This window comes from Spirochaeta thermophila DSM 6192, assembly GCF_000147075.1.
GTDB classification, from domain to species: domain Bacteria; phylum Spirochaetota; class Spirochaetia; order Winmispirales; family Winmispiraceae; genus Winmispira; species Winmispira thermophila_A.
The window spans coordinates 601,276-622,122 of record NC_014484.1 but is presented as its reverse complement, the minus strand read 5'-3'; the positions used below and the strand labels follow the sequence as shown (position 1 = coordinate 622,122).

The 20,847-nt window shown below is 62.1% G+C and carries 19 protein-coding genes; 4 read left to right on the top strand and 15 right to left on the bottom strand.

The genetic code is table 11. The features are described 5' to 3' along the window. Positions 1 to 56: 56 nt before the first annotated feature. The 4 genes from STHERM_RS02665 to STHERM_RS02650 all read left to right on the top strand — a co-directional run bounded on the left by STHERM_RS02665 (position 57) and on the right by STHERM_RS02650 (position 3,587). Positions 57 to 827 (top strand): DUF6675 family protein, encoded by a 771-nt coding sequence (locus STHERM_RS02665; protein WP_041623183.1) that lies wholly within the window; start codon positions 57 to 59, stop codon positions 825 to 827. Positions 828 to 911: 84 nt separating this feature from the next. Continuing rightward, on the top strand, positions 912 to 1,565 hold the full coding sequence (gene phoU / locus STHERM_RS02660) for a phosphate signaling complex protein PhoU (RefSeq protein ID WP_013313348.1): 654 nt from the start codon (positions 912 to 914) through the stop codon (positions 1,563 to 1,565). A gap of 8 nt (positions 1,566 to 1,573) precedes the next feature. Next, entirely contained in the window at positions 1,574 to 2,254 is a 681-nt protein-coding gene (locus STHERM_RS02655; RefSeq protein ID WP_013313347.1) for a response regulator, read from the top strand. Next, positions 2,196 to 3,587 carry a sensor histidine kinase gene (locus STHERM_RS02650; protein ID WP_013313346.1) on the top strand — a complete coding sequence of 464 codons (1,392 nt, stop codon included), beginning with the start codon at positions 2,196 to 2,198 and terminating at the stop codon, positions 3,585 to 3,587. Before STHERM_RS02655 ends, STHERM_RS02650 begins: the two co-directional genes overlap by 59 nt. A gap of 153 nt (positions 3,588 to 3,740) precedes the next feature. Here STHERM_RS02650 and STHERM_RS02645 read toward each other — a convergent pair whose 3' ends face one another. The 15 genes from STHERM_RS02645 to STHERM_RS02575 form a co-directional block, all read right to left on the bottom strand. Then, positions 3,741 to 5,660, bottom strand: coding sequence for a beta-1,3-glucanase family protein (locus STHERM_RS02645; RefSeq protein ID WP_013313345.1), 1,920 nt, complete (start codon positions 5,658 to 5,660; stop codon positions 3,741 to 3,743). 484 nt (positions 5,661 to 6,144) lie between these two features. Continuing rightward, positions 6,145 to 6,489, bottom strand: a complete 345-nt coding sequence (locus tag STHERM_RS02640; RefSeq protein ID WP_013313344.1) for a VOC family protein — start codon at positions 6,487 to 6,489, stop codon at positions 6,145 to 6,147. 124 nt (positions 6,490 to 6,613) lie between these two features. Beyond that, complete coding sequence (pstB, locus tag STHERM_RS02635; RefSeq protein ID WP_013313343.1) at positions 6,614 to 7,450, bottom strand: phosphate ABC transporter ATP-binding protein PstB; 837 nt, start codon at positions 7,448 to 7,450, stop codon at positions 6,614 to 6,616. Between the two features lie 8 nt (positions 7,451 to 7,458). Further along, on the bottom strand, positions 7,459 to 8,361 hold the full coding sequence (pstA, locus tag STHERM_RS02630; RefSeq protein ID WP_013313342.1) for a phosphate ABC transporter permease PstA: 903 nt from the start codon (positions 8,359 to 8,361) through the stop codon (positions 7,459 to 7,461). Continuing rightward, positions 8,358 to 9,284 carry a phosphate ABC transporter permease subunit PstC gene (gene pstC, locus STHERM_RS02625; RefSeq protein WP_148223852.1) on the bottom strand — a complete coding sequence of 309 codons (927 nt, stop codon included), beginning with the start codon at positions 9,282 to 9,284 and terminating at the stop codon, positions 8,358 to 8,360. Before pstC ends, pstA begins: the two co-directional genes overlap by 4 nt. A gap of 108 nt (positions 9,285 to 9,392) precedes the next feature. After that, positions 9,393 to 10,325 carry a PstS family phosphate ABC transporter substrate-binding protein gene (locus STHERM_RS02620; protein ID WP_013313340.1) on the bottom strand — a complete coding sequence of 311 codons (933 nt, stop codon included), beginning with the start codon at positions 10,323 to 10,325 and terminating at the stop codon, positions 9,393 to 9,395. A gap of 82 nt (positions 10,326 to 10,407) precedes the next feature. Next, positions 10,408 to 10,761: an SH3 domain-containing protein gene (locus STHERM_RS02615; protein ID WP_013313339.1), complete on the bottom strand. Its 354-nt coding sequence runs from the start codon at positions 10,759 to 10,761 to the stop codon at positions 10,408 to 10,410. After that, positions 10,758 to 12,743, bottom strand: a complete 1,986-nt coding sequence (uvrB, locus tag STHERM_RS02610; RefSeq protein ID WP_013313338.1) for an excinuclease ABC subunit UvrB — start codon at positions 12,741 to 12,743, stop codon at positions 10,758 to 10,760. Before uvrB ends, STHERM_RS02615 begins: the two co-directional genes overlap by 4 nt. 8 nt (positions 12,744 to 12,751) lie before the next feature. Then, positions 12,752 to 13,969: a S1C family serine protease gene (locus tag STHERM_RS02605; protein ID WP_013313337.1), complete on the bottom strand. Its 1,218-nt coding sequence runs from the start codon at positions 13,967 to 13,969 to the stop codon at positions 12,752 to 12,754. 67 nt (positions 13,970 to 14,036) lie between these two features. Further along, entirely contained in the window at positions 14,037 to 15,569 is a 1,533-nt protein-coding gene (locus STHERM_RS02600) for a YifB family Mg chelatase-like AAA ATPase (RefSeq protein ID WP_013313336.1), read from the bottom strand. Positions 15,570 to 15,612: 43 nt separating this feature from the next. Beyond that, positions 15,613 to 16,044: a ribonuclease HI gene (gene rnhA / locus STHERM_RS02595; protein WP_013313335.1), complete on the bottom strand. Its 432-nt coding sequence runs from the start codon at positions 16,042 to 16,044 to the stop codon at positions 15,613 to 15,615. Continuing rightward, entirely contained in the window at positions 16,041 to 16,664 is a 624-nt protein-coding gene (locus tag STHERM_RS02590) for a class I SAM-dependent methyltransferase (RefSeq protein ID WP_013313334.1), read from the bottom strand. The genes rnhA and STHERM_RS02590 overlap by 4 nt, the downstream gene beginning before the upstream one ends. Further along, positions 16,661 to 19,180 (bottom strand): cache domain-containing protein, encoded by a 2,520-nt coding sequence (locus STHERM_RS12625; protein WP_013313333.1) that lies wholly within the window; start codon positions 19,178 to 19,180, stop codon positions 16,661 to 16,663. Before STHERM_RS12625 ends, STHERM_RS02590 begins: the two co-directional genes overlap by 4 nt. A gap of 147 nt (positions 19,181 to 19,327) precedes the next feature. After that, positions 19,328 to 19,771, bottom strand: coding sequence for a 50S ribosomal protein L17 (rplQ, locus tag STHERM_RS02580; protein ID WP_013313332.1), 444 nt, complete (start codon positions 19,769 to 19,771; stop codon positions 19,328 to 19,330). Further along, entirely contained in the window at positions 19,755 to 20,846 is a 1,092-nt protein-coding gene (locus tag STHERM_RS02575; protein ID WP_013313331.1) for a DNA-directed RNA polymerase subunit alpha, read from the bottom strand. Before STHERM_RS02575 ends, rplQ begins: the two co-directional genes overlap by 17 nt. Between the last annotated feature and the right edge of the window lies 1 nt (position 20,847).

Genomic DNA, 20,847 nt, shown 5'->3' with positions numbered 1-20,847 from the left:
CTCCACGAGCTACCGATCTTGACCCTCCCCCCGTTCCCCCGTATCGTAAGCCTATCATGCGAACGCACATCCCTGCAATTCTACTCCTCCTCGCGCTCCCCGGCTCCCTCCACGGACAGACCTTCCCTCTCTCCCCTCAGCAGGAAGAGACCCTCGAGACCACCGGTGAGCTCACCATCTACTTCGACGGCACACCCGAGCGCATCCTCTACCACGGCCCCCTCTCCCCGCTCATCCGCACCGACCTGGAGGACCTCTCCCCCACCATCGGCGTGGAATCCCTCTTCCGCCTCCCCATGCCGTCCTCTCTCCGCGAAGGCTCCGATCCCATACTCGACCTCTACAACATACTCCACCGGGTGAGCACCATGAAGGGCATCCAGTACTACTCGGCCAGCAGGGGCAGGATGCGCACCATGTTCCACGACGCCTACCGCATCGCCTCGCCCGAAGCGCGGGAGCCGGTCCCCGACCTCACCTTCACCGAACTCCCGCACGAGCCCGTCTCCATCACCATCTTCCAGGACGACTCCAGCTTCGGGAAAAACCTCTACCGGATCACCTACCGGGTGGAAGGCTCGTTCATCCTCCTCTCCATGGAGAACCTGGACACCCTCGCCTACATGGGCCTCATCCCCCTCGTCTCGCCCGGCGGCCTCCGCACCCACCTCGTGATCGTGCCCCGCGGGGAGGAGCTCATGTTCTACGGCATCTGCGGCGTCCGCACCATCCGCTTCTTCGGCATGGAGAAGCGCTACGCGAGCTTCTACAACCGTATCGTGGCCCTCAAGAACTGGTTCCAGAGCCAACTCCCCTTAAGGCCATAGCCGGAAGGACACTTTACCATCTTCTCACATCCCCCTTACCGATTCCTCACAGACTCTTTATACTATCTCGAAAAGGAGCATGTGATGAGACACCATCTCGAAGACGAGATTACCGACCTCAGGAACAACATCTTCTCCATGGGCATCCTCGTGGAAGAGACCCTCCACAAGGCCTACAGGGCCCTCAAGGAGCAGAACACGGACCTCGCGCAGGAGGTCTTCGAAGACGAAGAGGAGATCAACCGGCTCCAGCACACCCTCGAGCACCGCTGTGCCGAGATCCTCGCCACCGAACACCCGGTGGCAGGCGACCTCAGGGAGATCCTCACCTCCTTCAAGATCATCGCCAACATAGAGCGCATCGGGGACCACGCCGTCCACTTCGCCAAGGCCCTCATGCGGCTCAGGAACCGCGAGGTGCTCAGAGACCTCTCCCAGTTCTTCTCCATGGCGGAAGAGGGCATCTCCATGTTCCACGACGCCCTCACCGCTTACATCGAACGCGACGCAGAGAAGGCCAGGGAGGTGGCCTCACGCGACAGCCGCATCGATGAGATGCACGGCCAGATACTCCAGCACCTCTTCCGGCTCATCAAGGAACACCCCGACCAACCCGAGGACTTCACCTCGCTCCTCTTCCTCAATCGGTTCCTCGAACGCCTCGGTGACCACGTCACCAACATCTGCGAGTGGGTCGTCTTCAGCACCACGGGAGTCCACGAAGAGCTCAACCAGTAGGAGGCCCCATGACCATCCTGGTGGTCGACGACGAACCCGACATCGTGGAGCTCGTCCGCTTCCACCTCGAACGGGAGGGCTACGACGTGGTGAGCACAGGGGAGGGGAGGGACGCGCTCGAGAAGGCACGGAACCTGCTTCCCGACGCCATCATCCTCGACCTCATGCTTCCCGGTATGAGCGGGCTCGAGGTGTGCAGGCTCCTCAGGCAGCAGGACAGGACCTCCCACATCCCCATCCTCATGCTCACCGCAAAGAGCGAGGAGACCGACGTGGTGGTGGGCCTGGAGCTCGGGGCCGACGACTACATCACCAAACCCTTCAGCCCCCGCATACTCCTCGCCCGCCTCAAGGCCGTGCTCAAACGCACCCGCCCCCCGGAAGGAAGGAGCGACGAACCCATCGTGGTGGGCGAGCTCGTCATAGACCCTCATCGTTATTCCGTCCGCGTACGGGGACGAGAGATCATCCTCTCGGCCACGGAGTTCGCCATACTCAGCTTCCTCGCCCGGAACCCCGGGTGGGTCTTCTCCAGGCAGCAGATCATCGACGCGGTGAAGGGCGAGGACTACCCGGTCACGGAACGCGCCGTGGACGTCCAGATCCTCAGCATAAGGAAGAAGCTCGGCGATGCACGAGACTACATCCAGACCGTCCGGGGAGTCGGCTACCGCCTCCAGCCGGTCTGACCCGCTCTGGCCGGTCCGCCTCCTCCTCCCCCTCCTCCCCATCCTCGCCCTCTCGCTCCTCCCCCTCGCGCTTCCCCTCACCCCACCCCTCCTCGCCCTCCTCCTCCAGACCCTCCTCATCGCCTCCCTCCTCCTCCACCACGCCCTCCACCTCCGCCGCACCCTCCGCACCCTCAAGCGCCGCCTCCTCACCACCCCTCCCCCCCTCCTCCCCCACACCAGAACCCTCACCAACCCCTTCTCCCGGGCCCTTCAGCCCCTCGAGGAGGCCCTGCTCCACACCCTCGGCCAGACCCACACCCGCCTCCAAGACCTCACCGCCGAGAGCCACCTCTACCACACCGTGCTCACCCACATGGAAGAGGGGATCGTGGTCACGGACGGCCGCCTCCGCATCACCTACGCCAACCCACGCGCCCTCGAGATCCTCTCCCTCCCCCCCGAGCACCGCCTGAAACCCCTCCCCCAATTCCTCCGCTCCACCTCCCTCCTCGAGCACATCCACAGGACCCTCTCCTCAGGCACCCCCCTCACCCACACCCTCACCACCCCACCCCCCTCCTCCAGAACCATCCGACTCCACCTCATCCCCCTCCCCCCCTCCCCCTCGGAGCGCCTCCTCCTCGTGGCGAGCGACATCACCCGCCTCGAACGGCTCGAGCAGATCCGCCGCGACTTCGTCTCCAGCGTCTCCCACGAACTCAAGACCCCCATCACCACCGTCCTCGGCTACCTCGAGACCCTCAAAGACCTCCCCCCGGACGACGAGGCCACCCGCACGCGCTTCCTCGAGACCGCCCTCTCACACACCCACCGCCTCCACCAGATCATCGAAGACCTCCTGCTCCTCTCCCGCATCGAGCAGGCGGAGGCCCCCGTACCCCTCGAACGCGCACCCCTCGCCCCACTCATCCGGAGGGCCGTGGAGCTCGTACGGCAAGCCAGAGGCGAGACCCATCCCCTCACCCTCGAAGGCCCGGAGGACCTCGCGCTCCCCCTCAACCCCGGCCTCATGGTCCAGGCCCTCTACAATCTCATCCACAACGCCCTCACCCACACCCCACCCGGCACCCCCGTGGTGGTACGGTGGAGAAGCACCGGCTCATCCGTCCTCATCCAGGTGGAGGACCGCGGCCCCGGCATCCCACCCGAGGCCCTCCCCCGCATCTTCGAACGATTCTACCGGGTGGACACCTCCAGATCGCGCGCCACCGGCGGCACCGGCCTCGGCCTCTCCATCGTCAAGCACATCGTCCAGGCACACAAAGGTACCATCGACGTGCACAGCACCCCCGGGCACGGCACCACCTTCACCATACGCCTCCCGGGGTGAGTCGTTCTTCAGCTGCGCACCCGTGCGAAGGTCGATATCTCTCTGAACACCAGCATCTTCAACTCGTCCCCCGTAAAAAAAGGAGAGGCACCATTGCCTCTCCTTACCAAAAACCCAAGTATCGAAGCAGGCCCGGATCCACCCTCAATCTACCTACCAATACAGCTCTATCACCACAGCCCTCACGTTCGGGGCCTCGATAAGTGTGCTCTGATCGTTCACGTCATCGTAGCAGAACCCATATGCAAGCCCTCCCAGACTTATCTCATGCCAGAAGGCAGCGTACCAATTGGCGGGCGAGTCCAGATAGTAGTAGGCGGGATCATTCCAATAGGAAGAATCCGGATAGTGAACCACGTGACGATTGAATGCAGCACATATCCACGCTTCCAATGCGAGCTCAACCGTATTGCCGGAAGCGAGCACCCCAGAACCCTCAAGTATCTCGGTATCGTTCGGTCGTCTCTGAATGTAGAACTTCTGACCATCCTCCAAACGAGTAAACTCCATTCTGTGATCCGAAAGGACTCTTCCCTGGAAGGTTCCTAATGGGTGCGTTATGGTAAGCGTCTGATTCCTATACTGATTCCACACCGTATCCACATATGCGTCGAAGTATGAGGCGTTGGGTTTCCCTTCCCCGAAACTTTCCTTCGCAGGTGCAAGGATTCGGTAAGGATAGTGATTCAGGCTCCTGAACTCAGAAGGCACGTAGCTATCGAAGAGGGAAAAGACCTCATCCCTTGGACGATCGATTCCCACTTTCTTGACGAGTGTCCCCCCATCGGAATACACCGCAAGCGTATACGGGAAACCGAACTGATCGACCTGGGTGGTATTGCCCCAAAACGTGCCACTATGCACGGTGAACTCCGCCCAATCGAAGATGATTTCTTGATTCGGATCAGACGGATTACCAAGATCGGGCTGTACAATCCCCACACTTCCTGTCGCATCGACCACAGCACTCATGACCAGTGGAGAATCCATACTCATGTAAAGCCTTGCCGAGGTAAAGACCGGTGGCACCTGAAAACCAGCGATAGTATCCAATCTGAAGAACCACTGGTCACTCGTATCTCCTGCTTCAATCACCTTGGCAGTTCCCTCGGGGGTAAGATAACACCATCTATTCCCCCCATCCCGTCCAATGATTGCTGCATAGATTCGACTGTCATCTACACGGCCACCTGTCTTGTTGAGGAACTGTATCGTCAGTTCCATCCCAGGAGAAAGAGGTATAAACGAAGGAGACGATGATGGCGTGGGTGTAGGGGTGCTTCCGCTACCACCCAGGTAGGTGAACCGGATCCAGTTGATGTTCCACCCTCCGGAGACCGCATAGATCCCAAAGGCATGGTTCCCCGCAGGAATCGTCACTGTGTGGGACACCGTGGTCCAGTTCTGCCACCCACCCGTCGAGGGGATGCTCACCGACCCAAGCACGATCGACCCCGCATCCAGATCGGCGCTCAGCTGGCCTCCCCCGTTGAGGCTCGCCACGCGGTACTCGATGAGGTACTCCCCTCCCTCGAAGTACCGGCTCGCATACGCCATCCAATCACCCGCATCGATCCAGCCCACGTTGAGCCCGCCCTCAACACACGACTCCGTCTGCACCCCGCTCATCGCCGCATAGTCCTCGGCCTCGATCACAAACGTGGTGCTCCCCGCAGGCGTGGGCGTGGGTGTGGGAGTGCTCCCACCCGCGGTGTGCGTGTAGGAGTACCACCCCGTATCCTGCGCACCCGCGTTGAACCCGATGGTGAACCAGTAGTCGATCACATCACCCTCGGAGAGCCCATTCACCTCGTACCAGAAGTAGGTGCCATCCCGGTTCATGCGGACGTTGAGCTGTCCTCCACCGTTCACCTTGTAATGGACGTCGGCCCATCCTGCATCCGCAGCAGTGAGCCAGATCCGAGCAGTGTCGGCGTCCACATAGTCGCACCCACTCTCAAAGGCGGCACGGGAGACCAGGTCTCCACTCAGGTTGACGATCCCCCCTTCACATGCTATAAGCAGCATAAGTACGAGCATGAGGGGGGCAAGGTACGGAAGATAGCGTCTCATCTCCTTCCTCTCATATCAAAGGTATGGACCTCCCGACGGGAGGCCATGGACAAGAGGATCCGGGTGGCGGCCTGGATCCTCTTCTTTTGCTATGCTTGTTAGCGTTATCATTAAGATAATTCTACCTTACTCTTTTCCCTCCTGTCAACGAAAAACTGTGCTGTCCTTCTGCGTAACATCCCTGTATTTCGGTCAAGCTCGTGATAGATATCTCTGAACAAAGCAGGTGTGGCTCCCATAACTCCCAGTCAAGAGAGACGCGACACCCCTTCGCTTCGTCCATATTACGTCTCAGACAGAACCGTCCGCACACCCACTCCCCGATCTGCAGGCCTCCTCGCGTAGAGCCCGAGTATCCGAACGTGACAGGAATCTTCTGTAGTGGAGAACAATCCAAACACAAGACGAGGATATCAACTCCTATCGCTCGAATTGCCGCTCCGTATATCCGTTGATGAGGACCAGTGCGCGGAGATATTCTCGCTCACTTCTGCCACAGCCCGTACTGGATCCCGTCGAGGATACATATCGCCCACGTGCCCGTCTCTCCCTGTTTCGTAGGAGGGTATGCAATCAGCGCTCCGGCCGCCTCGGCCCTCCTCACTGCCGCCATGATATCACTTACCTCGAAGTAGGTGCGCACGATGGGTTGCTCATGGTCCCCCAGGGGAGATCGGACACCTACCAGTACCCCATTCGGCATAGTTGCCACTCGGGCGTTTCCGAGATCTTCCACCATGGTATCACATGAAAGCCCATACACCTGCTTCAGGAAGCTACACTGTGCCTCCACAGAGGTGCTCACGATCTCCACATAATGCACATGCATAGTATGCTCTCCTTTCGATGGATTTGGCCTTTGAAATGGGAAGTGGAACGGATGCTCCCATCTGAAAGAAACGGTCTCCATCTTACTTCATTTCTCCTGCACCTTCCTCTACAGCGCCTCCCCCTCATCCGAACTTCCCCGAGATGTAGTCCTCGGTGCGCTTCTTCTTCGGATTGAGGAAAAGTTCCCGCGTGGGACCGAACTCCTCGATATACCCTGCCCCCCAGTCCTCGTGCAGGTACATGAAAGCCGTGTAATCCGAGACACGCGCCGCCTGCTGCATGTTGTGCGTGACGATCACGATGGTGTACTGTCGGGCGAGCTCCTGCATGAGCTCCTCGATCCTCGCCGTGGAGATCGGATCCAGGGCCGAGGCCGGCTCGTCCATGAGGATCACCTCGGGCTTCACCGCGATCGTCCGGGCGATACAGAGGCGCTGCTGCTGGCCGCCCGAGAGGGCGAGCGCACTCTTACCCAGCACGTCCTTCACCTCGTCCCACAGGGCCGCCGCCCGCAGGCTCTCCTCCACGATCTCGTCGAGCGTGGCCTTGTCCTTTATCCCGTACATCCGGGGACCGTAGGCCACGTTGTCGTAGATGCTCTTGGGAAAGGGGTTCGGCTGCTGGAAGACCATCCCGATCCTGCGGCGGAGGAGCACGGGGTCCACATCGGGATCATACACATTCTTCCCGTGGAAGAGAACCTCCCCCTCGATCCGCACGTCCGCCACCACCTCGTTCATCCGGTTGAAGCACCGAAGGAGGGTCGACTTGCCGCACCCGGACGGACCGATGAAGGCCGTAATCCTGTTCTTATATATCGGAAGATTGATATCGTAGAGCGCCATGTGATACCCGTAGTACACCGAGAGCCCACGGGTCTCGATGATCACCTCTTCCTTGCCCTCCGGGACGGATCGGAACCGGCCGTCCGCCACCTGAAACTGCACCTCGCGATCCATACGACCTCCTACCACCGTCGCTTGGAGAATCTGTGCCGCAGATACACGGCAATACCGTTGAGCAACATGAGCGTCACCAGGAGCACGACGATCGCCGCCGGCACCACCCCGTGCTGGAACTCCGGCTTGGGATAGTCGGACCAGGCGAAGATCTGGAGCGGAAGGGCCCCAAAGGCAGAGAGCAGGCCCCTCGGAGGCGTGAAGATCGAATGGGCCACACCCACCATGATGAGGGGTGCGGTCTCACCCATGGCGTTCGCCAGGGCGAGGATGATCCCGGTCATGATCCCGGGGAAGGCCTCCGGCAGCACCACCGAGGTGATCATCTGCCACCGCGTGGTCCCCATGCCGAGCGAGGCGAAACGGTGCGAGTCGGGCACCGCCCTGATCGCCTCCTGGGCCGAGACGATCACGATGGGGAGCACCCTCAACATGAGGGTGAGGCCCGCCACGAGCAGGCACCCGATGGGCAGGTGCATCACACCCACGAACACCCCCAGACCGAGGAGCCCGTACACGATGGAGGGCACCCCCGCCAGGTTCGCGATGTTCGTCTCGATGAGGCGCGTGAGCCTCCCCTCCCTGGCGTATTCCTCCAGGTAGATCGCAGCCCCCACGCCGAACGGGAAGACCATAACCCCCACCAGGACGATAAGGTAGAACGAGCCTGCGAGGACCGGCCCCACCCCCGCCTTCTCGGGGAAGCGCGACGGCGGACTCGTGAGGAACTGCCAGTCGAGCCACCCTATAGCATCCGAGAACACGTAGACCAGGAGCCCCGCGAGCGAGAGGAGTCCCCACACCGTGGCGAGGAAGGCCACTCCAAGGAAGATCCTGTCCTTGATCCGCTCAGCCCCCACGCTGTGCCACAGCGTGGGAGTGTGAGGAGCACGCCCCGTGGTCTCTCTCATTGGTACTTCTCCCTGAAACGCCTGCGTATCCTGCCGGCGATGAGGTTGAGCCCAAGCGTGAAGAGGAAGAGCACGAGCCCCACCGCATAGAGGCTCTTGTAGGCCATGCTCTCACCCGTCACGTCGCTTATCCCCACCTCCACCATTGCAGCGGTCATGGTCTGGATGGGCCTCAGGAAGGCCTCGGCAGGATCGAAGATATTCACCATCCGGGAAAGGTTGCCCGCCGCGATGGTCACGGCCATGGTCTCCCCTATCACCCGCGAGATCCCCAGGATGAACGACGAGACGATGCCGGAGAGGGCCGAGGGGAGTACCACGGTCCTCACGGTCTGGAACTTGGTGGTCCCCAGGGCATAGGCGGCATACCTGAGCGAACGGGGCACGGCGCGCATCGCGTCCTCGCTTATGCTGCTCACCGTGGGGATGATCATGATGGCCACCACAATCGATGCGCTCAAGGTATTGAACGTGGAGATCTCGGGGAAGAGGTACGTCTTGAGGAAGGGAGTCACATAGACCAGGGCGAAGTACCCGTACACCACCGTGGGGATGCCTGCGAGCACCTCGAGGGCAGGTTTGAGCACGGCCCTGAGGCCCTCCGGCGCGTATTCGGCCAGGAAGATCGCGGTGAGCAGGCCGATGGGAAGGGCGATGAGGGCGGTGCACAGGGTGAAGGCGAGGGTGCCCGAGAGGAGCGGCAGGACGCCGAAGGAGTAGGGCTGGATGGTCGGGCTCCACCTCGTGGAGGTAAGAAAGTGGAGGGGAGAGACCTCTCTGAAGAACGAGAGGGAATCGACGAGCAGCACCAGGACGATCCCTGCGGTGATGAGCACGGACATGCCCGCCATGAAGAGGAGCACCCTCTGCACCCACCGCTCGGTTCTGTGGGGAGGGGGGGAAGGGGAGTTCATCTCACTCATATCACCTCACACAACCATGCACGCTTCTTTCTCTCTTACTGTATTTCGAAGGGGATATCAATAGGGGCGGGCAGCACCCGCCCCTGTTGGCGTTCGTACGCAGCGTGACTACTTCTTCGAGACCTCGGCGATGGCCTTTTCGAGCTTCGCGAGGTTCTCCTTCACCACCTCGTCGGTCACAGGCACGTAGCCTATCTCGCTTATGAGGCTGGAGTTCGTCCGCTCGATGTAGAACCTGACGAAGGCCGCCACCTCAGGCCGTGCGAGGGCGCTCTTCCTCACATAGATGAAGATGGGTCTCGAGAGCGGATACTCATACGTACGGGCCGTCTCGAGAGAAGGGGCCACACCGTTCACCTTGAGGGCCTTCACCCTGTTCGTGTTCTCCAGGTAGTAGGCCATACCGAAGTACCCGAGGGCGTACTTCGAGCCGGAGACCGCCTGGACGATGGTGTTGTCCTCCTCGGTGCCCTGGTAGTCGCTCCGGGAGAGGTCCTCCTCCCCCATCACCTTCTCGGTGAAGAAGTCGAAGGTGCCCGAGGCACTCGTGGGACCATAGAGCTCGAAGGGCTCATCCGGCCACGAGGGATCCACGTCGCTCCACTTTTGGGCAGGATCATCGGGCCGCCAGATGTGCCGGAGCTGCTCGATGGTGACATCGTCGACCCAGTCGGCATGTGGGTTGACCACCACGGTCACCGCATCGATCGCCACCTGGAACTCAAGGGCGTCGTCACCCTGCGCCCGCACCTGTTCGAGCTCGCTCTCCTTGATGGGGCGGCTCGCATCGTTGATCTCGGTCTTCCCCGGGATGAAGAAGTTCGTGAACCCTCCTCCGGTCCCGGTGGACTGCACCGCGATCTGGACGCCGGGCTGGATCCGGTTGAACTCCTCGGCCATCGCCACGGTGATGGGATAGACCGTGCTGCTCCCTGCAATACGTATGGTGCCGGAGAGATCCCCCGACTCTCCCTGACCTCCCGCCCACACGAAACCGGAGGCCAGGACGATCCCTGCAAGCAAAGACAGAACACGTCTCATATCGTTCCTCCTGTCAGAAATATATCTGGTACTATGATCCTGCTCGAATGTTAAATTCGTGTAAGACGGGAATCAAAGAGTGTTAAAAGCGCTCGATGAGGCGACGGGAAGCGGTCTCGGCCTGGAGTCTGATCCTGTAGCGCAAGAGATGGCCTTCACCCACCCAGCCCTCCTCCGTACCCCTCACCACTCTGCACCACGCTCCTTCCTCTTCCACGATCTCCAGCATGTCCCCCCTCCTGAGGATACCGACCACAGAACCGCCCGGAGGAGGCGCGTCCCACAGCCTTGCATAGGCGTCCTGCACCACGGCCCAGCGGAGCTCCTCGCTCAGAGGGGGAGAAGCCGGGACCTCGAGCGGAAGGGCACGGTCCTCCCTGCAGCCCGAGAAGAGGATGAGCGCGGCACACGCCAAGAGGAAGACCCGCCCTCTCATGCCATCTCCTTGAGGCGGGCGATCTCGTCCCGGATCACCGCGGCCATCTCGAACTCCAGGTTCTTGGCGCGCTCCAGCATCTCCTTCTCGAGGCGCTGGATGAGCTTCTTCCGCTCGGAGGGGACGAGGATGTTGTATCCGTGGACCAAGACTTCGATCTCCTTCCGTTCCACCTCTTCCTTGACCTTCATCTTGCGCTCGAGGATGTCGCGCACCGACTTCTGGATGGTCTGTGGGGTGATGCCGTGTTCCCTGTTGTAGGCCTCCTGGATGGTTCGACGCCTCCTCGTCTCCTCTATGGCCTCCCGCATCGCATCGGTCACCCGATCGGCGTACATGATGACCTTGCCCTCGGCGTTCCTCGCCGCCCGACCCATGATCTGGATGAGCGAGGTCGCCGACCGCAGAAACCCTATCTTGTCGGCATCGAGGATCGCAACCAGCGCCACCTCAGGAAGATCGAGCCCCTCCCGGAGGAGGTTGATCCCCACCAGTACGTCGAACTCGCCTGCCCGCAGGTCGCGCAGGAGCTCCACCCGCTCTATGGTCTCCACCTCGGCATGGAGGTACCGCACCCTGAGCCCCAGGGACTGCAGGTAGTCGGTGAGATCCTCGGCCATCTTCTTGGTGAGGGTGGTCACCAGCACCCGCTGGCCCTTCTCGACCCGCTTCCTGATCTCGGCATACAGATCGTCGATCTGCCCTTCAGTGGGTCGCACCTCCACCTCCGGGTCCAGGAGCCCGGTGGGACGGATGATCTGCTCCACCACCTGGGATGACTTGGAGAGTTCCTCCTCCTCGGGGGTGGCCGACACATAGATCACCTGTGGCACGATCGCCTCGAACTCCTCGTACCTGAGGGGCCTGTTATCAAGAGCCGAAGGGAGCCTGAAGCCGTACTCCACCAGGGAGAGCTTCCTCGAGCGGTCGCCCTCGTACATGGCCTTGAGCTGGGGTAGGGTCACGTGCGACTCGTCGATGAAGACGAGGAACCTGTCGGGGAAGTAGTCGAGCAAGACCGCGGGACGCTGCCCCGGCTTCCGGCCGGAAAGGTGACGCGAGTAGTTCTCTATCCCGGAGCAATAGCCCATCTCCTCGAGCATCTCGAGGTCGTACTCGGTCCGTGCCTTGAGGCGCTGGGCCTCCACGAGCTTGTTCTGGGAGAGGAGCTCCCGGTAACGTTCCTCAAGCTCCTCCCGGATGCCCTGGATGGCACTACGGATCTGCTCCTCGGGGAGGACGAAGTGCTTCGCCGGATAGACGAAAAGGCTCTTCCTCTCGTCGAGCACCTCCAGGGTGAGGGGATGGACCACCTTTATGGAGACCACTTCGTCCCAGTCGAGTTCCACCCTGTAGACATGCTCGAGATAGGCGGGGTAGATGTCCACGACCTCTCCCCGCACCCTGAAGGTGCCGCGCGTGAGCACCGCATCGTTTCGCTCGTACTGGAGGCTCACGAGCTGCTGCTTGAGCATCCCCAGATCGAGGTGCTGCCCCACATCGATCCTCACGCGCATCTCCCTGAAGTGCTCGGGATTTCCCAGTCCGTAGATGCACGAAACGGTCGCCACCACGATGACGTCGGGCCGTTCCATGAGACTCGCGGTGGCCGAGAGCCTGAGCCTGTCGATCTCTTCGTTAATAGAGGCGTCCTTCTCGATGTAGAGATCCTTGGAGGCCACGTAGGCCTCGGGCTGGTAGTAGTCGTAGTAGGAGACGAAGTACTCCACGGCGTTGTGAGGGAAGAATTCCTTGAATTCACGGTAGAGCTGGGCGGCGAGGGTCTTGTTGTGGGAGATCACCAGGGTGGGGAGTTGCACCTCCTCCACGATCTTCGCCATGGTGAAGGTCTTCCCGGACCCCGTCACTCCTTTGAGTGTCTGATACCTGTAGCCCTTCTTCACCCCCTCCGACAGGAGGGCGATCGCCTTCCCCTGATCACCCGCTGGCCCGAACGGGGCCTCCACCCTGAAACCGCTCATGCCGCCTCCTAGTTCCAGTTGAAACGCTCAGGTCGTTTGGAGAGCGGGATGGAAAGCGTCACCACCTTCCCATCGCGTACCACCTTCACCTCCACCGTCTCACCCGGCTTGTTGTCCTCGAGCGCGGCGTAGAGGTCGGCGAGGCTCCCCACCGCCCGGCCGTCCACCTCCACGATGATATCCCCTCCCAGGTAGATGATGCTCCGCCCGTAGCGCACGGCCTTGTCCGGAGAACCGCCCTTCAGACCCGCCTCGGCCGCAGGGCTTCCCGGTTCCACCTTGGAGACGAGAATCCCTCTCGAGACGGACAGATCGGCGTAGCGCACCAATGCAGGGAAGAGCTGCACGGGGACGATATCGATCCACCCGCGCTCCACGTACCCGTGGGCGATGAGCTCAGGAACCACCCGCTTCGCCGTGTCCACCGGCACCGCGAACCCCACGCCCACCGATCCACCCGAGGGAGAATAGATCATGGTATTGATCCCGATCATGTAGCCGCGGGAGTCGAGGAGAGGCCCCCCGGAGTTGCCCGGATTGATGGAGGTGTCGGTCTGGATCATGTCCTGTATGATGAGGCCGTCCTCGGTCCTGACGGGCCTCCCCAGGGCCGACACCACCCCCACGGTGAGGGTACGTTCGAGTCCGAACGGGTTTCCTATGGCGAGCACCTTCTGGCCCACCTTGAGGTCTGAGGAGCTTCCCATAGGGATCACCACGAGGTCCTTATCTCGAGGATCGAACTTGAGGACCGCAAGATCGTTCTCTGGATCCACCCCCACCACCTCACCCTCGTACTGACTCCCATCGGCAAGGGAGATGAAGACCTTGTAGGCACCCTTGACCACGTGGTAATTCGTGAGCACGTAGCCCCGCGCGTCGATGATGGACCCGCTCCCGGTCACCCCCTCCTGGGGAACCGGCTCGAGGAACCAGTTGTAGGCGAGGGTCTCAGTGGTGATGTTGACCACCCCGCGGTTCCTCGTCTCGTACACGCGGATGTTCTCGAGTTCGTCCTCGCTGTATCGACCCGCCCCCTCGGCCACGGGGATGAGCGCCTCGGCCCCGGTATCCACGGGGATCTCCGGCAGCACCGCCTCGGACTGCCCAGAGGCATCCCGCCCCCCCATCGAACGCCCCACCCCCAGCCCCAGACCGAGCGCAAAGAGGAAGAGCCCAACAGCTCCGATCACGACGAGTGTACGGGTCCAGAACGTGCGCATCATCCGCCTTCCCTCGTGTGTGGTCCTCCTACAATATAACGGGAAGGACGAGGGGTTGCCAAGCGTACGCTCAGAGCTCCGACCAGAAAAAGTCCATGTCGCCGTATCGTCTGTAGTGCACCGCCTCGAGGAGATGATCCTTCTGGATACGCTCGGACCCCTCGAGATCGGCGATGGTCCGTGCGAGCTTGAGGATCGAGGCGCAGGCCCGGGAGGAGAGGGAGAGCTGTTCCACCGCCTTGAGGAGCAGGCGTTGCTCCTCGTCTCCCAGGCGGCAGTGGGTCTCCACCTCCTCCGGAGTCATCGAGGCGTTCCTTGAATACTCTCTCCCTGCGAACCGCTCCCGCTGGATGGCCCAGGCGCGCTCCACCCGCTCCCTCACCGCAGCGCTCGGCTCAGGACGATCGGAGAGGAGGACCTCGGGTGACTCCGGGCTCACGGGGAATCGGATGTCGATGCGGTCGAGGAGCGGTGCCCCGATCTTCCGCCAGTAGCGCTTTATCTCCTGCACACTGCAGGCGCAGACCGCGCCCTCCCTCCCCAGGTTGCCGCATGGGCAGGGGTTGGCGGCGAGGATGAGCTGGAAACGCGCAGGATACCAGAAGGAGTGTCCGGCCCGGGAGAGGGTGATGCGGCCCGTCTCTATGGGTTCTCGGAGACTCTGGAGGATGGAGGCGCGAAACTCCGGCGCCTCGTCCATGAAGAGCACACCCTGATGAGCGAGCGAGATCTCTCCGGGACGTACCTCCTTCCCCCCTCCCACCATGCCCTCCACCGTGGCGGAGTGGTGGGGGGCTCGGAAGGGGCGCCGATTCGAGTAGGTCCTCCGTGAGCCGTTCTGGAGCTCACCGGCGAGCGAGTAGACCTGGAGCACCTCGAGGCGCTCCTCCTCCGAAAGGGGAGGGAGGATCGAGGGGAAGGTGTAGGCCCCCATGGTCTTGCCCGAACCGGGAGGCCCGAAGAGGAAGACGTGGTGTCCCCCGGCCGCCGCCACCTCGAGGGCGCGACGCAGATAGGTCTGTCCCTTGAAGGAGGAGAAATCGTGCTCCCATTCCTCCTCGACTCCGACCCCCGTCCCCTTCTCCTCCCGGTCCTCCGGGAACCCGGCCTCCACCACCTCCACCGCCTCCTCCAGCGATCCCACCCCGAAGACCCGCACCCCCTTCACCACCGTGGCCTCGGCCACGTTCGCCGCCGGCACAACCGCCACCCGCACCCCCTCCCTCCTCGCCGCGATCAGGCTGGACAGTACCCCTTCCACCGGCAGGACCTCGCCCGAAAGACGCAACTCGCCCATCACCAGGACCACCCCCTCCGCGGCCTCCACCTGCCCCGAAGCCGCGAGGAGGGCGAGCGCGATCGCCAGATCGTACCAGGCCCCCTTCTTGGGTAACCCCGCCGGTGCGAGATTGATGAGTACGCGCTTCTGAGGAAAGGAGAAGCCACTGTTCTTGAGCGCCACCCTGATCCTCTCCCGCGCCTCCTTCACCGCCGTTCCGGCGAACCCCACCACCTCGACCCCCGGTATCCCCTTCCTGATATCCACCTCCACCCGTACCACGATCCCCTCATATCCCCAGGGAAGGAAACTCACCACCTGCATGGCACCTCCCACCCCCTCTGACATCCGCACCGCACGCCCCGCTTCATCCTCCTGCCTTGAGCGCCGCCAGATGGGCCATCCGGTCGCACACCTCGTTCCACCCCACCCCCGCATGCCCCTGCACCCAGACCCACTCGAGCTCCACCTCCGCGGCGAGCCGCCACAGCCGCTCCCACAGGTCGCGGTTCTTCACATCCCTCCTGTCCCTCGTCTTCCATCCGTTCGCGAGCCACCTGTCGATCCACTCGGTGATCCCGCGCCGTACGTACTCCGAATCGGTATACACCCGCACCCTCCCCCCCGCATCCACCCGCTCCAAGGCCTTGATCACCGCAAGGAGCTCCATCCGGTTGTTGGTCGTCATCCTCTCACCCCCGAACGCCCCCTCACCCTCACCGTCCCTCACCACCACGTAGGCCCATCCACCCGGACCGGGATTCCCCTTGCACGCACCGTCGGTATACACCTCTATCACAGCCCCCCCTTTCGGCACACCAGTGTAAGATCGTTGTCCATGTAGTGCTCCATCACCTCCACCCGCCACGGGCCTGCTTCCGCCAACCGACGCACCCGATCCACCTCGTAGTAGAAGTACTCGGGCTCCGGAAACGGAGACTTCACCGATAGCATACTACACACCACCGCCCGCCGGGCGAGGGAACGGAACACCCCCAGGGCCCGCCCGAGGAAGGCATAGTTGTCCTCTACCCTCAGGTTGAACATCCCCGAGGCATACACCACGTCGAAGGAGTGCGGGGGAAAGAGATCCTCACTACAGACATCCCCCACCATGAAGCGCCCCTCCGGCCAGGAAGTCCTCGCCTGTTCCACCATTGCAGGGAGGATGTCCACTCCGGTGTAGTCGCACGCGACGCCCTCCCTCTTGAGAAACCCATAGAGATCCCCCAGACCGCACCCCACATCCAGGAGCGAACCCCCTTCGAGAGGGACATGATCGAGGAGCACCCTGAATCGACGTTCCTGGGCCTCCCTGCTCTCCCAGCCCACCGCCAGATGTCGTTCCCGGGGTGAACGCGAGAACTCCTTCAGCCGTTCGACATAGTAACCCTGGATACGATCGAAGAACTCCCTCATTCGTGGAGGAAGTATTTCAAATACTCCTCCACACTGTCAATCTCTTCCTTGTATCCGAGGAAGAGATACCCCTCCTTCCCCTCCAGCCACACTGGGAGCCAGAGACTCCGCCGCGTCATCGCCGCATCCGTGGGAGAGAGGAACGGAGCGTACCAGGGGATCTCCTCGAGTGGTACGCCTAGCCACACCACCTTCCGTTGGGCGAGCTCGGACCAGAGGGGATCATCACCGGTGATTCGCATCCTCTTCGCCCACGCCGCATCGAGCCCCAGGGCCTGGCGCACCACGAACCCCTCCTCCTGCCGCACGAAGAGACCTCCACAGACCGCACCCACTGAGCGGGTGAGTTCCATGAGCGATTTCAGCATCCCCACCTGTGAACGGGAGAACCGGGAGAGATAGGGATCGTACTCGAGCCCGTCCTCTCCGAGGGGAAGGCGCTCCGGCCTGCGACCTCCTCCATGCCCTTCCTGCGGCGCCTCCACACGTGCCCGAGCCACTCTCCTATAGACCTCCTCCCGGATCCTGTAGATCCCGTTCTCCTCCTCGACAGGAGGCTGCACGAACCCACCGCTTCTGAGGACAGAGAGAGGAAAAACCCGGACCTTCTCTTCCCTCAGGAGACGCTCATACAGGGCCTTCCGCTCCGGAGGGATCCCCACCGTCTCCACCTGGGAAGAGATCCTACGATACTCGGGTCTGAAGGAGAAGAGCGCGGAGGAGAGACTCCCCACTTTCACGGGAAGAGGCTCGGGCTCCACGACATCCTCCTCGACCACAGTCCCTCCCACCTCCCGGTCGACATCCTCCTGCTTCTCCTCGATGAGATGTTCGAATTCCTCCAGAACCGCCACCAATTCCCCTTCGTCCTCGGGGGGGAGGGCCCCCTGCGGGATGGACACCTCCTCCACCTCCCCGATCTCCTCCACTTCCCCGATCTCCTCCACTTCCCCGATCTCCTCCACCTCCCCGATCTCCTCCACCTCTCCGACCTCCTCCACCTCCCCGATCTCCTCCACCTCCCCAATCTCCTCCACCTCCCCGACCTCCTCCACCTCCCCGACTTCCTCCACTTCCCCGACCTCCTCCACCTCCCCGATCTCCTCCACTTCCCCGACTTCCTCCACCTCCCCGACTTCCTCCACCTCCCCGACCTCCTCCACCTCCCCGATCTCCTCCACCTCCCCGACCTCCTCCACCTCCCCGATCTCCTCCTCTTCGTCCGCCACGCCAACCGCTCCCTCCCTCACCCCCACATCCCCCACACCCCCGCCGGCGGGCAGCACCCCCTTCACCGCGACCCCCTCCTCCAAACGTCGCACCAGATCCTCCAGGAGCTCCTCGAGTCGCCGGAGCCGCGGCCCCTCCCCCACCACCGCCTCGGCCACCCTGAGCACCTCGTCCCACACCCTGTCGAGGAACCGCTCCACCTCCGGAAGCCGATCGGGAGGTACCCTGAGCCCCTCGAGGACCCTGCTCCGTATCTCCCCCTTCCTCGCTTCGAGCTCCTTCCGCTTCCTCGTCCACTCCAGATCCTCCCTCCCCTCGAGCACCTCCCCCACCACCTCACGCTCCAGTCTACGAAGCCGCCTCAAGGCCTCCACCACCGGATCCCGACGCAGATTGAGCAGAAAGAACACCAGGAGGAAGACCGATGTCCCCACTACCCCCAAGAGGAGGGCCATGAGCAACGGAGAGAGGCTGAACGCCGCCTCGGGAAGGAAGGCCACGAGACGCCCCACCGTCCCCTCATACTCCACCCCCACCCACACCTCTCCCCCCCGCTCCACCCTGAGCGCCCCCCCACCCACGGCGCGAAGTTCCTCCGCGGAGAGCGAGCCGCTCACCACCAGGGAACCCTCATCGAGGACATGGAGACGTTCCGATGGGGCGAGGAGCCCCTCCTTCGCGAGCAGGAGCCCCAGATCACCCACCCGCATGTGCGCATAGAGCATCCCCGCCACCTCGCCCAGCTCGTCACGCACGGGGATCCGTACCACCACCTCCTGTGATGCGGGATCCAGGTGGACATCACGATCATCGAACCGTCCCTCACGGAAGCCCAGCCCCTCCCGCCGGGCCACCTCGTCCCAGTTCCGGTACACGATCCTCGATGCCGACCGCTCCCGTACATCCTCCGCCCTGGTGCTGAAATGTATCCTCCTCCCGTCGAGACCCACCACGCGGACGAAACCGAGCTCCGGAAACCGCGCTGAGAGCTCCGCGACCAAGTCGAAACGCCTCTGCACATCCTCTTCCGACTGACTCGTCCGGAAGACCCTCTGGAACGCAGGATCCGCTGCGAGCCCCGAAAGGTACTCTCTCCACCCCTCCATCCTCGAGCGTATGAGCCCGTCCACCGCCACGAGCCGATCCACGGCGTGCTCGGTCACCAGCGGCCGCAGGAGGCGCACCTCCACCTCCCGGATCCCCCCCAGGGTGCCGGCAAGCACGACGAGGGCCACCGTGACTACCGAGACGAACAGGCTCACTCCGAGTTTCTGCACACTCCTCATACCACCACCTGATCTCCCCCTTCAACATCGGCAGGAACACACCGGATACTTACCCCTTCAAAACATAGCCCTCCGCCGCGGCCATGTCAAAGCCAGGACGAAAAAAAGGGGCCCACCGGCCCCTCCATACGGCGCTGATCACCCACACTATTCCTGAGCAGCAGTTTCCTCTTCCTTGGAGCCCGACTCGGCCTTCTTTTCCTCACGCTTCTTCTTCTCGGGCTTCGCCTCGACCTTCCGCTCCACCAGCTCGAGGATCACCATACTGGCGGCATCTCCCCTCCGCTCTCCGAGCTTCAAGACCCGGGTATACCCTCCGGGCCGGGAGACGAAGCGCGGGGCGATATCCGTGAACAACTTGGCAAGCACCGCCTTGTCCTGTACGAAGCGCGCCACCATCCGCCTGTTGTGCACCGAATCCACCTTGGCTCTGGTGATGAGCCGTTCGGCATACCGCCTCACCTCCTTGGCCTTCACCTCGGTGGTCCTGATCCGCTCGTGGCGGAAGAGGGAAGTCACCATGTTCCGTATAAGGGCCTTCCTGTGAGACGACTTACGACCAAGCCTGTTGAAGCTAATCCTGTGTTTCATCGTTCTCCTCTTCCTCTGTAGTCGACTCGCTCTCCTGACTCTCGGGCAGCCGCACCCGCTCAAGGGCCGCCTTGTATGCAGAGGGGTCCCTCATACCAAGGGAGAGGTTCCACTCCTTGAGCTTCTCCTTTATCTCGAGAAGGGACTTCTTCCCGAAGTTGCGCGTCTTGGAGAGCTCCTCCTCACTCTTGGAGACCAGATCTCCGATCGTCCGGATATTCGCATTCTTGAGACAATTGCTCGACCTCACCGAGAGCTCGAGCTCCTCGATCGGGGTCTCCAGGAGCCTCCGGATCTGTTCCTCCTCGTGATCGAGCTGACGCACGTGGGAGATCGCATCCTCATCGAAGTTGATGAAGACCGTGAAGTGCTCCTTCGCCAGCTTCGCCGCTTCGCCCAGCGCATCCTCCGGTGAGATGGAGCCGTCCGTCCAGACCTCCAGAATGAGCTTGTCGTAATCCGACCTGTGGCCCACACGCGTGTTCTCCACATCGAAACGCACACGCTGGATCGGCGAGTAGAGCGCATCGAGCGGGATCGTCCCCACGACCTCGATATAGTTCTTCTGGACCTCGGCCGGTACGTACCCACGTCCGAGATCCACCTGCATCTCCATCTCGAAGTGCGCATCCTCCATGAGGGTCATCACCCTGAAGTCCTTGTTCATCACCTCGAGCTGATCCACCTCGAAGTCCGCCCCGGTCACCTCCTTCGGCCCCTTGAACTCCACCATCACCGTCTTCTGCTCCATCTCGTCAGGCAACTGGACCCTCAGAAGCTTCAGGTTGGCGAACAACTCCAGGGTATCCTCCACCACACCCGGAATCTGCTCGTACTCGCTCGAGAGCACGTGGGCCGTGCCCTGGTCGTCGTACCACGTGATACGTACCGCGGAGATCGCATATCCCTGTATCGATGAGAGGAGTATCCGCCGGAGTGTGTTCCCGATGGTCACACCGTAACCCCTCTCGAAAGGATACGCGGCGAACTTGCCGTAATGGGCGTTCGTATCGAGATGCTCCACCGTGATACTCGTGGGTAGCACAAATCCCTTAAGGAGGTTCTTACGTGCCATT